Origin of the sequence: Pseudomonas sp. Snoq117.2 (assembly GCF_900110545.1) — a bacterium.
Lineage (GTDB): Bacteria > Pseudomonadota > Gammaproteobacteria > Pseudomonadales > Pseudomonadaceae > Chryseomonas > Chryseomonas benzopyrenica.
In genome coordinates, this window is the sequence record NZ_FOED01000006.1 from 176,943 (window position 1) to 190,793 (window position 13,851).

Below are 13,851 nucleotides of genomic sequence, written 5' to 3' on the forward strand. Positions count from 1 at the left end.
CGGCCCGACGACGCCAGCGCTGGCGTCGTCGGTCTCAGATCCTGGGCGTCAGCAGTTGTCCCTGGATACCGTCGCCGATCACCAGGAAGTGACCACCGGCGACGTGATGCAGGGTGCGCAGACTGTCCTGACCGCGGAAATCCCAGCGCCCCTCGCGAAACACCCGGGTATCGGCCCGGGCGGCGACCACCTCGCCAAGAAACAGGTCGTAGCCCTGCTGGTTGTGCGCCTCGGGCAGCACCCGGCATTCCAGCCAGGCCACGCAACCGGCGATCAAAGGCGCACCGACCCTTTCGCCGGCCAGCGTCTCGATGCCGTAGGCGGCGAACTTGTCCAGCTCCCGGCCGGTGGTGTTGCCCACCGTCTGCACCAGATCCACCTGGGCCGCGCAGGGCACGCTGAGCACGAAGCTGCCCTCGGCTTCCAACAGTTCGCGGGTCCAGGTCTGCTTGTCCAGCACCACCGCCACCTTGCCCGGCTCGAAATCCACCGCCATGGCCCAGGCTGCGGCCATGACGTTGCGCCGGCCGTCGTGGGCGGCGCTGACCAGCACCGTGGGGCCATGGTTGAGCAGCCGATAGGCCTTGGCCAGGGGGACGGCGGCAAGGGTCGAATTCATGGACGGACTCCGGTGGGAAAAGCCCCAGGGTAACGCAGCCCTTGCCGTCCGGCGCCGAGCGGGAAAAAAATTGCCGCTTTGCATCGCGCTCGCCAAACGCCGGGGGACATCAGGGGTCTATCGCCCACTCCCGGTATGGGATCGACAAGAAACCTGCGTTAAGGATGACCGCTATGCCCACCTGCCTGGCTCGCTCCCTTCTGCTGCTCTGCGCCTGCTATCTCGGCCTGCCGCTGGCCCATGCCGAGAACGCCAAACCGCCGCACAGCGCCCCGGCCACCCAGCCGCTGCTCTCCAGCTCCATCAACGACTTCAGCAACGAAGACTGGGATCGCGGTGTGCTGCGCCGCGTGGCCGGTCTGACCATTCCCGCTACGCCAGCCAACGTCGAGGGCTTCATCAGCGGTCGTCAGGCGCAGCTGGGCGACGGCGAGTGGCGTGCCATCACCGATGTCCAACGCGTCGGCGACAATCTGGCAGTGTTCCTTGAGGGCAAGCCGCTGGATGCCGAGGCCGTGGGTTATCCGCGGCGGCTGGCGGTGGATGACGCCCCCGGCACCGGTCGGCACCTGCAGCGCCTGCCAGGGCGCTTCAGCACCCCGATCAACGACTTCACCAACCAGGATTGGCTCAAGGGCGTCTACCGCAAGGCCGCCGGCATTTCCATCCCGGTCACCGAGCGCAATCGCGAAGAATTCAAGACCGGCGCCATCGTCCGCCTGGCCGACGGCCAGGACTATGCCGTCACCTACGTCAACGAATTCGGCCGCAGCATGGCGGTGTTTCTCGACAGCCCGGCGCTGCCCGGGGAGAAGTACGGCTATCCGCGCCAGCTGACCTTCGTCGCGCCACCGCCCAAGCCTTGAGACCGAGGCGGACCAGCGCTGGTAGAATCCCCCGCCCAGCGTCGTCACCCCTCGGTCCGCCATGTCCAAGCTCAACCCCCGCCAGGCCGAAGCCGTGGCCTACATCAGCGGCCCTCTGCTGGTGCTGGCCGGCGCCGGCTCCGGCAAGACCAGCGTCATCACCCGCAAGATCGCCTACCTCGTACAGCAGTGCGGCATCCGCGCCCAGTACATCTGCGCCGTGACCTTCACCAACAAGGCGGCGCGCGAGATGAAGGCGCGGGTGGCCAGCCTGCTCAAGGCCGGCGAAGGCCGCGGCCTGACCGTCTCGACCTTCCACAACCTCGGGCTGAACATCATCCGCCGCGAGTACGTGCACCTGGGCTACAAGCCGGGCTTCTCCATCTTCGACGAGGGCGACATCAAGGCGCTGCTCACCGACATCATGCAGAAGGAATACCAGGGCGACGACGGCCTGGACGAGATCAAGAACTACATCGGCAACTGGAAGAACGACCTCATCCTGCCGGAAGAGGCCCTAGAAAAGGCGCGCACGCCCAAGGAGCAGACCGCTGCGGTGGTCTACCTGCACTACCAGCGCACCCTCAAGGCCTATAACGCAGTCGACTTCGACGACCTCATCCTGATGCCGGTGAAGCTGTTCCAGGAGCATCCCGAGGTGCTGGAGCGCTGGCGCAATCGCATCCGCTACATGCTGGTGGACGAATATCAGGACACCAACACCAGCCAGTACCTGCTGGTGAAGATGCTGGTGCAGGAGCGTGCCCAGTTCACCGTGGTGGGCGACGACGACCAGTCGATCTACGCCTGGCGCGGCGCGCGGCCGGAAAACCTGATGCAGCTCAAGGACGACTTCCCTTCGCTCAAGGTGGTGATGCTGGAGCAGAACTACCGCTCCACTAGTCGCATCCTCAAGTGCGCCAACGTGCTCATCGCCAACAATCCCCATGTGTTCGAGAAGCAGCTGTGGAGCGAGATGGGCCATGGCGATCCGATCCGGGTGCTGCGCTGCAAGAACGAGGACGGCGAGGCCGAGCGCATCGCCCTGGAAATCCTCACCCTGCACCTCAAGACCCAGCGGCCCTACGCGGACTTCGCCATCCTCTATCGCGGCAACCACCAGGCCAAGCTGATGGAGCTCAAGCTCCAGCACCACCAGATTCCCTACCGGCTCTCCGGCGGCACCAGCTTCTTCGCCCGCCAGGAGGTCAAGGACGTGATGTCCTACCTGCGCCTGCTGGTGAATCCGGACGACGACAACGCCTTCCTGCGGGTGATCAACGTGCCACGTCGGGAGATCGGCTCCACCACCCTGGAAAAGCTCGGCAACTATGCCGGCAGCCGCGACCTGTCGATGTACGCCGCGGCCGACGAGATCGGTCTGGGCGAGCACCTGGACGCCCGCTTCACCGAGCGCCTGGGGCGCTTCAAGCGCTGGATGGATGGCGTGCGCCAGAACTGCGCCGGCGAAGATCCCATCGGCGCCCTGCGCAGCATGGTGATGGACATCGACTACGAGAACTGGATCCGCCAGAACGCCAGCTCCGACAAGGTCGCCGATTTCCGCATGGGCAACGTCTGGTTCCTCATGGATGCGCTGAAGAACATCCTGGAAAAGGACGAGGACGGCCAGATGACCATCGAGGACGCCATCGCCAAGCTGGTCCTGCGCGACATGCTCGAACGCCAGCAGGAGGAAGAGGAAGGCGCCGACGGGGTGCAGATGATGACCCTGCACGCCTCCAAGGGCCTGGAATTCCCCTATGTGTTCATCATGGGCATGGAGGAAGAGATCCTGCCGCACCGCTCCAGCATCGAGGCCGACACCATCGAGGAGGAGCGCCGCCTGGCCTACGTGGGCATCACCCGCGCGCGCCAGACCCTGGCCTTCACCTACGCCACCCGGCGCAAGCAGTACGGCGAGCTGATCGACTGCACCCCCAGCCGCTTCCTCGACGAGCTGCCGCCCGAGGACCTGCAATGGGAAGGCCTGGAAGAAGCCCCCCAGGAGCAGAAGGCCGCCCGTGGCAACGATGCCCTGGCGGCGATGCGGGCGATGCTCAAGCGTTGAGGGGAAGGCCTTCACTGGGATCACCCTCACCCCAGCCCTCCCGGAGGGAGAGGGGGCGTCCGCAGTCACCACCGGGTTTCGCCATACGCCGATCAGTCCCTTCTTCCCGGGGGAGAGGGTTAGGGTGAGGGCCCACCCCGCGCCGGGCTGACACCCTCACCCCCAGCCCCTCTCCCCGAGGGAGAGGGGAGCAAACAGCCCCCCTGCACCCACACCGCTCTTCCCCTTCTCCCCCGAGATGAGGGCCGGCACCGCACCTGCCTGACACCCTCGCACCTCCCCCACGCCGCTCTTCCCCCTGGGAGAGGGGGAAGAGCGGCGTGGGGGCCCGCCCAGCCTAGATCCCTACCCCCAGAACGACACCGCCCCCGCTGCCGGTCAGGCAACGGGGGCGGTGCTATGGTCGCGCCGGGCGCTTACTTGGCGAAGTTGGTCACCATGTCGAAGATCGGCTTGGGTCGCTTGAGGTCGTACATCATCCCGAAGTGGCGCTCGTGGATCACCGAGAGACTCGGCTCATCGAGCAATTCGTAGACGTTGATCTCGGCCACCACGTCCTTGTAGCTGGTGTTGAGCACCGTGAGCATCTGCTTGACGCTGTCGTAGCAGGCCCGATCGCCGTCACGGCCGCCATCGGTGTTGCCCTGGTAGACGTTGCCGCAGTTCATCTCGTTGAAGAACACCTTGGTCCTGTACTTGGTGGCCATGGCGCGCATCTGCCCCAGGTACATGTCCATCCAGTAGCCCTTGTCGTCGAAGTACGGGTAGTAGTGGAAGCTGATGTAGTCGAAGTTGAAGCCTGACGCCCGGGCCTGGTCGAGGAACCACATGGCACCGTTGCGATCACCCGGGCAACGGGCGGTGGCGGTGCGGTCGTCCGAGTTGCACGCCATCACGTTGATGGTGGTCTTGAGGTTGGCGCCCAGCTCATCCGAAGCCTGCTTGATCCCGCGGTAGATGCCGACCAGGGTATTGATGCGCTCCTGGGCACCCGCTTTGGAATAGTCCTGCTCGTTGCCGACCTCCCAGATCTTGATGTCGTTGGCGTAGCGTTTGGCCAGGGCATAGGCCTGCGCCTGGGTCAGCTTGTGGGTGATGACCGGCCGCAGGGTGATGTTGTACTTGCGGGCCAGGGCGACCAGACGATCCAGCTCGGGCAGGTTCATCACCAGGTACTCGCCGGAGCGATAGGTACGCAGGTTGCGCGCCGCCAGGACCTGCAACCGGGCTTCCATCTCGGCCGGCGGATAGGCAGCGCTGTTGTCGTGGCCGACCACCCCCAGGGGGATGTTTTTGTAGCCGCTCAGCGGGGCCGAGGCGACCGCCCCGCCGGTGACTGGCTGGACCACGTTCTGCACCGGTTGCACGCTGGCCGCAGGGGTCGGCGTGGTCGTGGTGGTGCCCTGGGCCAGCGCCGCGCTCACCTTCTTGTCGAAGGCGGCCTTGTCGTCGCCGGCAGCGGCGCGCAGGACTTCCAGCGGCAGGTTGGCCCGGGAGGTGACGCCATTGGCCAGCCGGCTGCTCCAATAGGCGCTGCCACTGCTGTCGGCGCTCCGGCCATAGAGGGTCTGATAGACCTTGTTGACCAGGGCGGCGCCGCTCAGGGATCCGTAAAGCGTGGTCGACTCGCCATTGGCGGCAAAGGTGGCCGCCAGTTGCTCGACGCTCAGGTCGCTGGCCAGTCGCGAGGCCCAGTAGTTGAGGCCACCGGCATCGGCCGCCCGGCCATAGTAGGCCAGGTAGAGCTGCTCGACGGTGGTCAGCTTGGTGGCATTGGCGGCATTGCCTGCGGTGCCCGTGACGGCGCCGGTGGTCGCCCCTGCCGTGGCGGTGCTACCTGTGGCGGTCCCCGTGGTGCCGGTACCCGTGGTCGGCGCGACGCCGGTGGTGGTGCCAGTGGTGGTGCCAGTGGTGCCCGTGGCGCCGGTACCGCCGGTGGTGCCCGCGGTCGCACCGCTGGTGGCGGTCCCGGTCTTGGGTGGTGTGGCGGCGGTCGGTGCTACCTGCGGGCCGATGGCGGCGCAGCTGTCCTTGTCCAGGTACTTGGCCAGCACCGCCCACTGCGGACGCTCCTTGCCATTGATCGGCTCGACCGCCTGATTGTAGGTACCCCAGCCCGGCCCGGCGGCCCAGTAGGTGGCCGGAATGCAGTTCTGCTTCAGATAGGCCAGCATGCCGTCGAGAATGGGCAACCAGCGCGCATCCGTGTCAGGTACGCCGAAGCCGCCGATGAAGCCGCGCTTGTTGTTGGCCTTGAGCCAGGCGACGAAGGGCTTCAGCCGCTCGACGCCATAGCTGGGCGAGAGGGTCGCCACGTTCAGGCTGCCGTCGAAGAAGGCCTGGGCCATGAAGATCAGGTTGTTGGCCGGATCGTTGAGCTTGAGCAGGGCGTCGTTCCACTGCGGCCAACGGGTGGTATCGGCCCAGCCGTTGCCCTCGATGAAGATCGGATGGGTCGAATCGACCGCGCGCACGCCATCGATGCCGTACTGGGCGGCGATCGGCCAGTTGCTCACGGCGTCGTGGGGCTCGTTCATGATGTCGTAGCCATAGAGCGCCGCATGGGTGCCCCAGCGCTGGGCGATACGGGTCATGAGATTCTGGAAGGCCTCGTAGGGGACTTCGCCCGCGCCGATGACCTTGCCCTGATAGCGGGCGTAGTTGTGCAGATCGAGGATGACCTTGACGCCGTACTTCTGGGCGTAGCCCAGGGTGCGATCGACCAGGCCGGCGTAGGTGGGATCGAGATTGACCCCCATGGACGGTTGCAGGCGCTCCCAGAGAATGGGGAAGCGCACCAGCTTCACGCCCTTGGCGCTCCACTGCTGGAAATGGCTCTCGGCCGGAAAGATGAAATTGCGGTCGTTGACACCGGGCAGTACCTGGGCGGCGAAGGTGGCGCCGGAGAAGTTGAGACCGACCAGGTCAACGGCCTGGGCGGAGGTGGCAAGCGAAGCGGTGGCGAACAGGGCAGGCAAGAGCAGCGCCTGACGCGGCAGGCGGCGGGAGATGGAGCTAAGGATTGTCATCAAGAAGGAACCAGATAGGCCGAGGTGCGCGATTCGATCCGTGCATCCCACCTCGGTACAGCAGGAAAACTGCCGGGGAAGATCGTTTCCCCAGCACCTGCGAAGCCTAGTGCAAGCGCTAGACCAAGAAGAACCCGTGCCATCACGAAGCAGGGGTGAACGCGGTGTTTTGCCAGATGTACGGTGCCGATGATGGCACTTTCGCTACCACTCGTCGCTGACCACCTGGTCACGCAAAGAGCCGATCCCCAGGCAAAAGTCAGACTTGTCTGCTTTCTGGCGGCTCAAGGCGCTCCAGCATAGCGGCGGACCAGTTCCATGACCGGTTTGGGCCGATCCAGGTCGTACATCAGCCCGAAGTGACGCTCATGGGCAACCGGATGGGTCGGCTCGTCGAGCAGTTCATAGACGTTGATCTCACGGACGATGTCGCGATAGCGCCCGTTGAGCTCGGAGAGGATGTACTCGAGGCTGTCATAACAGCTGCGATCGCCCGGCCGGCCGCCGTCGGTGGTGCCCTTGTAGATCTCCGCGCAATTGACCTCGTTGTAGAAGATCTGCGTCCGGTACTTGGCCGCCATGGCGCGCATCTGCCCCAGGTAGAGATCCATCCAGTGACCGCGGTCGTGGTAATGCGGGTAGTAGTGGAAGCTGATGTAGTCGAAATCGAAACCGGCGGCCTTGGCCTGATCGAGAAACCACATGGAGCCCAGGCGATCGCCCGGGCAGCGCGCCTTGGGCCCGGTGTCGTAGGAATTGCAGGACATCACGTTGATGGTGGTCTTGAGATCGGCGTTCAGCTCGTCGGAGGCGCGACGGATGCCCCGATAGATATCCACCAGCCGACTGATGCGGATGCTGGCGCCGATCCGCGAGTGATCCTGCTCATTGCCGATTTCCCAGATCTTGATGTCGTTGGCATAGCGCTTGGCCAGGGCATAGGCCTGGGCCTGGGTCAGTTGCTGGGTGATCACCGGCCTCAGGGTGATGTGGTACTGGCGGGCCAGGGCCACCAGGCGATCCAGGCGCGGCAGATCCAGCAGCAGGAATTCGCCGGAGCGGTAGCTGCGCAGGTTGTAGCGGTCGAGCAGCTGCAGGCGCTTTTCCATCTGCGCATCGGGATAGGCGGCGTTGTTGTCGTGACCGACCACCCCCAGGGGGATGTAGGGCAATTCGGGCAGGGTGACAGGCTCGGCGGCCCGGACCGTGCCACCCAGGCACAGGGCAGCGACCAGGCCGAACCAGGGCGACATTCGAGGCATCAGACGCATCCTTGCAGGTGGGCAGCAGAGCGGCGGAGCATGGCAAAGCGCCGCCAGTGCCTCAATCATGGATGACTCCAGGCTGCGACCCCCCGCACAACCAGGCGCGTTACAGTAGGTGTCCGCGCGCCTTGTCGAGGACCTGCCCATGACCGCCAACCTGCTGCTGGCCCAGGCCTGCAACAATCGCTGGTCGAACCACCGCCTGCTGGTCGCCTGCACCACCTTGCCGGCCGCTGCCCTGCACGCAGCCCAACCCGCCGCCTTCTTTGGTTCGCTCTGGGCCCTGCTCGGCCATCTGCTGGACGTGGATCTCTTCTATCTCGATGCGCTACATGACCAGCCCCGGCCTTACCAGGACACGGACTGGCCTGACCTGGCGACGCTGCGTGCGGCCCAGATCGCCAGCGACCAGCGCCTGATCGACCTGTGTCGCGGCCTCGCTCCCCAGCAGCTGACCGGATTCATCACCCTGCCCCGCGCCAGCGGCCCGGTACGGGAACAGCGACTGCGCACCCTGCAGCATCTCTTCGTGCACCAGCTGCACCACCGCGGCCAGGCCCACGCCCTGCTCCTGGCCAGCGGCGTCGCCCCGCCGCAACTGGACGAATTCTTTCTCGCTCAGGACGAACCGCTGCGCCGGACGGAGCTGGCGGCGTTGGGGATCGATGAAGGGGAGTTGTGGGGAATCGCCCTGTAGCTTGGGTCGAGCGCCGCGCAGCCCAACAGGCCTTGCCTCAACGTGGCGGCAATGTTGGGCTTCGACGATAGAGCTGTCTCAGCCCAACCTACGGTCTGCTCATGAATCTACCCGGACCGAGGAACCCGAGCGTTCACTCGGAAAGCCCCCTCTCCCTCCGGGAGAAGGTTGGGGTGAGGGCCGCCCCAGACACCGGCCTTCAGGTGGAAAAGGCTGCGCCGTTTTCCACCTACGACCGCCATAACGCAAGTGCTTAGAAATTCGCCGGCGTGGTCGCACTGATCAGCCGGGCGGGGGCTTCGAAGGGATTGCGGAAGCGATGCGGGCGGCTGCTTTCGAAGTAGTAGCTGTCGCCGGGTTCGAGGATGTGCACCTCACCGCCCACGGTCAGCTCCAGGCGGCCTTCCACCACCAGGCCGGCCTCCTCGCCCTCATGGGCGTACATCTCTTCGCCAGTGTCGGCGCCCGGTGGATAGGTCTCGTCGAGAAAGGCCAGGGCGCGACTGGGATGGGCGCGGCCGACCAGGCGCATGCGCACGGTGTGGGCGCCGCTGGAGATGTCGATGAGCTCATTGGCGCGATAGACCACCTGGGTCGGCGCGTCCTGTTCCAGGTCCAGGGAAAAGAATTCCACCAGAGACATGGGGATGCCGGCCAGCACCTTTTTCAGCGAGCTGATGGAGGGGCTGACGCTGTTCTTCTCGATCATCGAGATGGTGCTGTTGGTCACCCCGGCACGCTTGGCGAGCTCGCGCTGGGACAGGCCCTTGAGGGTACGGATGGTTTGCAGGCGGGCACCGACGTCCAAGGTGGAGAAGACTCCTCGAGCAGGCGGGTGAGACGTGGCCAGGCCACGCGCGATAGGCGTGCCGCGGCACGGTGTTCGGCATCATGGCAACGCTGTTCGAGATTTACAACACCAGGGCGGACGTGCGGCCTTGCCGCCCTCACCTGACTTGGATAGCGGCCAAAGACCGCCCAGGGGCTAGTCGCGGTAGCTGCGCGGCACCCGCTTGAGGTTGCACAGCAACTGGTAGGGAATGGTGTCGCAGCGTTCGGCCAGGTCCGCCACCGACACCTGGCGGCCCCAGAATTCCACCTCGCTACCCACCCCGGCCTGGGGATGATCGGTGAGGTCGACGGTGAGCATGTCCATGGATACCCGGCCGATCAGCTGGCCGGGACGCCCTTCGATGGCCACCGGGGTGCCATTGGGCGCATGGCGCGGATAGCCGTCGGCATAGCCCAAGGCAACCACCCCGACCCGGGTCGGCCCGGCGGTGACGAAGCGCGCGCCATAACCCACCGGTTCGCCGGCCGGCAATTCGCGCACGGCGATCACCCGGGAGGTCAGGGTCATCACCGGTTGCAGCCGCTCGGCGGCGGCCTGGGGCGTGGCGAAGGGCGTCACGCCATAGAGCATCAGCCCCGGCCGCACCCAGTCGCCAGCCGCCTGGGGCCAGCCCAGGGTAGCGGGGGAATTGCGCAGGCTGGTGGGGCCCGGCAGGCCCTCGGTGGCCGCGCGGAAGGTGGCGATCTGCGCGCTGGTGGCGGGGCTGTCCGGTTCGTCGGCACGGGCGAAGTGGGTGAGCTTGACGATGCCGCTGACCTTGCCGCTGGCCAGCAGTCGCCGGTAGGCGGCGGCGTAGTCCTGGGGAAAGAAGCCGACCCGGTGCATGCCCGAATCCAGCTTCAGCCAGACCTGCAGCGGGCGCGCCAGGGCGGTCCGCTCCAGCGCCTCCAGTTGCCAATCGGCGTGGATCACCGTCCAGAGATCGTGCTCGGCGATCAGCGGCAATTCGTCGATGCCGAAGAAGCCTTCCAGCAGCAGGATGGGCGCGCGGATCCCTGCGGCGCGCAGCTCCAGCGCCTCCTCGATGCAAGCCACGGCGAAGCCGTCAGCCTCGCTGGCCAGGGCCTTGGCCACTGCCACCGCGCCGTGCCCATAGGCATCGGCCTTGATCACCGCCAGGGCACGGGCATCGGAGAGTTCACGGGCCAGGCGATAGTTCTGGCGCAGGGCGGCAAGGTCGATGACGGCGCGGGCGGGACGCATGGGAGGTCTCGGCAGAGAAAGGGAAAGTTTGGGGGCGTGAAACACCCTCACCCCGGCCCTCTCCCAGAGGGAGAGGGGGAATAGCGGTCTTACGCCTTGACGGCGGCGATGACGTTCATCTCCACCAGGATGTCCGGCTTGGCCAGCTTGGCTTCGACGGTGGTGCGACCCGGGGTGGCGCCCTGGGCGGCCCACTCGTCCCAGGCGCGATTCATGCCCTCGAAATGCAGGGCGATGTCGCGCAGGAAGATGGTCACCACCAGGATGTGTTCCTTGTCGCTGCCGGCCTCGGCGAGGAATTTGTCGACATTGGCCAGGGTCTCGCGGGTCTGCTGGTAGATGTCGCCGGAAAAGTCGTCGGCCAGTTGACCGGCCAGATAGACGGTGCCGTTATGGATATTGATTTCGCTCAGGCGGCGATCAGTGTGCAGACGCTGTACGGGCATTGCGCGGGGACTCCTGGGTGGCGGAATAACGGGAGATGTCGAGACCCTCAGCGCTGATCTGCGGCTGCTTGCGTGCGATCAGGTCGGCCAGCAGGCGACCGGAGCCGCAGGCCATGGTCCAGCCCAGCGTCCCGTGCCCGGTGTTGAGGAACAGGTTGCGATAGCGGGTGGCGCCGACGATGGGGGTCCCGTCCGGGGTGGCGGGTCGCAGGCCGGTCCAGAAGCTGGCCCGGGCGAGGTCGCCACCGCGAGGATAGAGGTCCCCGGTGATCATTTCCAGGGTCGCACGGCGCCGCGGATCCAGGTTCAGATCGAAGCCGCAGATCTCGGCCATGCCGCCGACGCGGATGCGGTCGTCGAAGCGGGTGATGGCGACCTTGTAGGTCTCGTCGAGGATGGTCGAGGTCGGCGCCATGGCGGCATCGACGATGGGCACCGTCAGCGAATAGCCCTTGAGCGGATAGACCGGCGCGCGGATGCCCAGGGGTGCCAGCAATTGCGGCGAATAGCTGCCCAGAGCCAGCACGTAGTGATCGGCGGTGAGCAGTTCGCCATCGACCTTGACGCCATCGATACGGTCGCCACTGGCGCTGAGTTGCTGGATCTCGGCGCCGAAACGGAATTCCACGCCCAGGCGGCGGGCTTCCTCGGCCAGGCGATTAGTGAACAGGAAGCAGTCACCGGTCTGGTCGTTGGGCAGGCGCAGGCCGCCGGCCAGCTTGCGCTTGACCGCCGCCAGCGCCGGTTCGACCCGGGCCACACCGTCGCGGTCGAGCAGTTCGAAGGGCACGCCGGAACGCTCCAGGACGGCGATGTCCTTGGCCGCGGCCTCCACCTGCTGCTGAGTGCGGAAGATCTGGGTGGTACCCAGCTGGCGGCCTTCGTAGGCGATGCCGGTGTCCTGGCGCAGCTCGTCGAGGCAGTCGCGGCTGTATTCGGACAGCCGCACCATGCGTTCCTTGTTCACCGCATAGCGCGCAGCCGTGCAGTTGCGCAGCATCTGCGCCATCCACAGGTATTGGTTGCTGTCGCCGGTCAGACGGATGGCCAGGGGCGCGTGCCTCTGGAACAGCCACTTCAATGCCTTGAGCGGCACGCCGGGCGCAGCCCAGGGCGAGGCATAGCCGGGGGAGACCTGACCGGCGTTGGCATGGCTGGTCTCCAGGGCGGGACCGGCCTGGCGATCGACCACGACCACCTCGAAACCCTGACGGGCCAGATAGTAGGCGCTGGTCGTGCCGATGACGCCGCTACCCAAAACCAGTACACGCATCGCTAGCTCCTGGCCGGTGAGAGGATTTCGCCGGCTTTCGTCGGAATGAAGGCAGATACGGCAAGTATAGAAAGCCGCACGCAGTGCTAATCACTGAAGAATTGCCTATATTCGGAGTAATTTTCCGGTAAAGACCTCTTTGGCAGAGACCCCCGCGATGCGTACCCATCACCAGGCCAAACGCGAGCTGGACAAGATCGACCGCAACATCCTGCGCATCCTCCAGGACGATGGCCGCATCTCCTTCACCGAGCTGGGCGAGCGCGTGGGGCTGTCCACCACGCCCTGCACCGAGCGCGTCCGCCGCCTGGAGCGCGAAGGCATCATCCAGGGCTACAACGCTCGGCTGAATCCACAGCACCTCAAGGCCGGTCTGCTGGTGTTCGTCGAACTGAGCCTGGACTACAAGTCCGGCGATACCTTCGAGGAATTCCGCCGCGCCGTGCTCAAGCTGCCCCAGGTGCTGGAATGCCACCTGGTCTCCGGCGAATTCGACTACCTGGTCAAGGCGCGCATCTCCGAGATGGCCTCCTATCGCAAGCTACTGGGCGACATCCTGCTCAAGCTGCCCCACGTGCGCGAATCCAAGAGCTACATCGTGATGGAAGAGATCAAGGAGACCCTGAGCCTGCCGGTGCCGGACTAACGGCTGGCGATCCCGGCGCTGGGCGTCTAGGCTGCGGTCTTTCGCCTGATGGCCAAGGAGGCCACGCCATGGATCCCCGCCAACGCCAACTTATCACCGCCGCCAATCGCCAGGCCTGGGAGCTGTCGGCGCCGCTCCATGCCCAGGGTGAGGACTGGCCGCGCCTGCTGGAACAGGCCCGGCAACCGGGCTTTTCGGTCCTCGATGCCTGCCTGACCGCCACCCTCGGCGACCTGGACATCCGCGGCCTGAGCTGCGCCCAGGTCGGCTGCAACAACGCCCGCGAACTGCTCTCCCTGGCAGCCCTCGGCGCCCGGCCCGCACTGGGCATCGACCAGTCGCCCGCCTTTCTCGCTCAGGGCGAGCAACTGGCCGCGGCGGCAGGCCTGACGCCCCGGTTGGTAGCCGCCGACATCTATGCGCTGCCCGAGGATCTCGGCCAGCATGACCTGGTGCTGATCACCATCGGCGTGCTGAACTGGATGCCGGATCTGCCGGCCTTCTTCGCCGCGGTGGCCGGTCTGCTGGCCCCGGGTGGGCGCCTGGTGATCTACGAGACCCATCCGTTCCTGGAAATGTTCGAGCCCCACGCGGACCAGCCGCTGCTGCCCCACTACAGCTACTTCCGCCGTGAGCCCCTGGTCAGCGAGGCGCTCATCGCCTATGACGGCGAATCTCATGGGCAGGGCGCAGCGAGCTACTGGCATATCCACACCCTGGGCGCCATCGTCACCGCCAGCCTGGACGCCGGCCTGATCCTGCAACGGCTGGAGGAGCATCCGCACTCCAATCGCGAGGTGGATTACGACCGCTACATCGGCCAGGCCGCCCAGTTGCCGATGAGCTTTACCCTGGTGGCACAACGCCCGACGGCTTAGCATGG

The 13,851-nt window shown here is 65.9% G+C and carries 12 protein-coding genes; 5 read left to right on the forward strand and 7 right to left on the reverse strand.

Annotation, left to right across the window (positions count from 1 at the left end):
- Positions 1–34: 34 nt before the first annotated feature.
- Positions 35–619 carry a flavin reductase family protein gene (locus BMZ43_RS16910; RefSeq protein ID WP_064306872.1) on the reverse strand — a complete coding sequence of 195 codons (585 nt, stop codon included), beginning with the start codon at positions 617–619 and terminating at the stop codon, positions 35–37.
- A gap of 173 nt (positions 620–792) precedes the next feature.
- On the opposite strand from BMZ43_RS16910, the gene BMZ43_RS16915 reads away from it, so the two are divergent.
- Positions 793–1,485, forward strand: coding sequence for a hypothetical protein (locus BMZ43_RS16915; RefSeq protein ID WP_064306873.1), 693 nt, complete (start codon positions 793–795; stop codon positions 1,483–1,485).
- 61 nt (positions 1,486–1,546) lie between these two features.
- Entirely contained in the window at positions 1,547–3,556 is a 2,010-nt protein-coding gene (rep, locus tag BMZ43_RS16920) for a DNA helicase Rep (protein WP_017639881.1), read from the forward strand.
- 416 nt (positions 3,557–3,972) lie between these two features.
- Here rep and BMZ43_RS16925 read toward each other — a convergent pair whose 3' ends face one another.
- Together BMZ43_RS16925 and BMZ43_RS16930 are read right to left on the reverse strand one after the other, a co-directional pair.
- Positions 3,973–6,585, reverse strand: coding sequence for a cellulase family glycosylhydrolase (locus BMZ43_RS16925; protein ID WP_017641704.1), 2,613 nt, complete (start codon positions 6,583–6,585; stop codon positions 3,973–3,975).
- A 284-nt stretch (positions 6,586–6,869) separates the two neighbouring features.
- On the reverse strand, positions 6,870–7,847 hold the full coding sequence (locus BMZ43_RS16930; protein ID WP_231357184.1) for a glycosyl hydrolase 53 family protein: 978 nt from the start codon (positions 7,845–7,847) through the stop codon (positions 6,870–6,872).
- A 148-nt stretch (positions 7,848–7,995) separates the two neighbouring features.
- Here BMZ43_RS16930 and BMZ43_RS16935 point away from each other — a divergent pair, with 148 nt between their 5' ends.
- Positions 7,996–8,547: a DinB family protein gene (locus tag BMZ43_RS16935; RefSeq protein ID WP_064309214.1), complete on the forward strand. Its 552-nt coding sequence runs from the start codon at positions 7,996–7,998 to the stop codon at positions 8,545–8,547.
- 253 nt (positions 8,548–8,800) lie between these two features.
- Here the strand turns inward: BMZ43_RS16935 and BMZ43_RS16940 are convergent, their stop codons facing one another.
- The 4 genes from BMZ43_RS16940 to dadA form a co-directional block, all read right to left on the reverse strand.
- Positions 8,801–9,355: a cupin domain-containing protein gene (locus BMZ43_RS16940; protein ID WP_064309213.1), complete on the reverse strand. Its 555-nt coding sequence runs from the start codon at positions 9,353–9,355 to the stop codon at positions 8,801–8,803.
- Between the two features lie 177 nt (positions 9,356–9,532).
- Complete coding sequence (alr, locus tag BMZ43_RS16945) at positions 9,533–10,603, reverse strand: alanine racemase (RefSeq protein ID WP_017641708.1); 1,071 nt, start codon at positions 10,601–10,603, stop codon at positions 9,533–9,535.
- An 89-nt stretch (positions 10,604–10,692) separates the two neighbouring features.
- Positions 10,693–11,049, reverse strand: a complete 357-nt coding sequence (locus BMZ43_RS16950) for a RidA family protein (protein WP_059313211.1) — start codon at positions 11,047–11,049, stop codon at positions 10,693–10,695.
- On the reverse strand, positions 11,024–12,322 hold the full coding sequence (gene dadA / locus BMZ43_RS16955) for a D-amino acid dehydrogenase (protein WP_093255076.1): 1,299 nt from the start codon (positions 12,320–12,322) through the stop codon (positions 11,024–11,026). The genes BMZ43_RS16950 and dadA overlap by 26 nt, the downstream gene beginning before the upstream one ends.
- A gap of 157 nt (positions 12,323–12,479) precedes the next feature.
- On the opposite strand from dadA, the gene BMZ43_RS16960 reads away from it, so the two are divergent.
- Together BMZ43_RS16960 and BMZ43_RS16965 are read left to right on the forward strand one after the other, a co-directional pair.
- Positions 12,480–12,968, forward strand: coding sequence for a winged helix-turn-helix transcriptional regulator (locus BMZ43_RS16960; RefSeq protein WP_093255079.1), 489 nt, complete (start codon positions 12,480–12,482; stop codon positions 12,966–12,968).
- Positions 12,969–13,036: 68 nt separating this feature from the next.
- Entirely contained in the window at positions 13,037–13,846 is an 810-nt protein-coding gene (locus BMZ43_RS16965; protein WP_093255082.1) for a class I SAM-dependent methyltransferase, read from the forward strand.
- The last annotated feature ends 5 nt before the right edge of the window (positions 13,847–13,851 follow it).

Excerpts from the sequence above, each read along its gene's own strand:
- BMZ43_RS16910 (WP_064306872.1), bottom strand. The coding sequence starts at position 619 with ATGAATTCGACCCTTGCCGCCGTCCCCCTGGCCAAGGCCTATCGGCTG.
- BMZ43_RS16915 (WP_064306873.1), top strand. The coding sequence starts at position 793 with ATGCCCACCTGCCTGGCTCGCTCCCTTCTGCTGCTCTGCGCCTGCTAT.
- rep (WP_017639881.1), top strand. The coding sequence starts at position 1,547 with ATGTCCAAGCTCAACCCCCGCCAGGCCGAAGCCGTGGCCTACATCAGC.
- BMZ43_RS16925 (WP_017641704.1), bottom strand. The coding sequence starts at position 6,585 with ATGACAATCCTTAGCTCCATCTCCCGCCGCCTGCCGCGTCAGGCGCTG.
- BMZ43_RS16930 (WP_231357184.1), bottom strand. The coding sequence starts at position 7,847 with ATGCCTCGAATGTCGCCCTGGTTCGGCCTGGTCGCTGCCCTGTGCCTG.
- BMZ43_RS16935 (WP_064309214.1), top strand. The coding sequence starts at position 7,996 with ATGACCGCCAACCTGCTGCTGGCCCAGGCCTGCAACAATCGCTGGTCG.
- alr (WP_017641708.1), bottom strand. The coding sequence starts at position 10,603 with ATGCGTCCCGCCCGCGCCGTCATCGACCTTGCCGCCCTGCGCCAGAAC.
- BMZ43_RS16950 (WP_059313211.1), bottom strand. The coding sequence starts at position 11,049 with ATGCCCGTACAGCGTCTGCACACTGATCGCCGCCTGAGCGAAATCAAT.
- dadA (WP_093255076.1), bottom strand. The coding sequence starts at position 12,322 with ATGCGTGTACTGGTTTTGGGTAGCGGCGTCATCGGCACGACCAGCGCC.
- BMZ43_RS16960 (WP_093255079.1), top strand. The coding sequence starts at position 12,480 with ATGCGTACCCATCACCAGGCCAAACGCGAGCTGGACAAGATCGACCGC.
- BMZ43_RS16965 (WP_093255082.1), top strand. The coding sequence starts at position 13,037 with ATGGATCCCCGCCAACGCCAACTTATCACCGCCGCCAATCGCCAGGCC.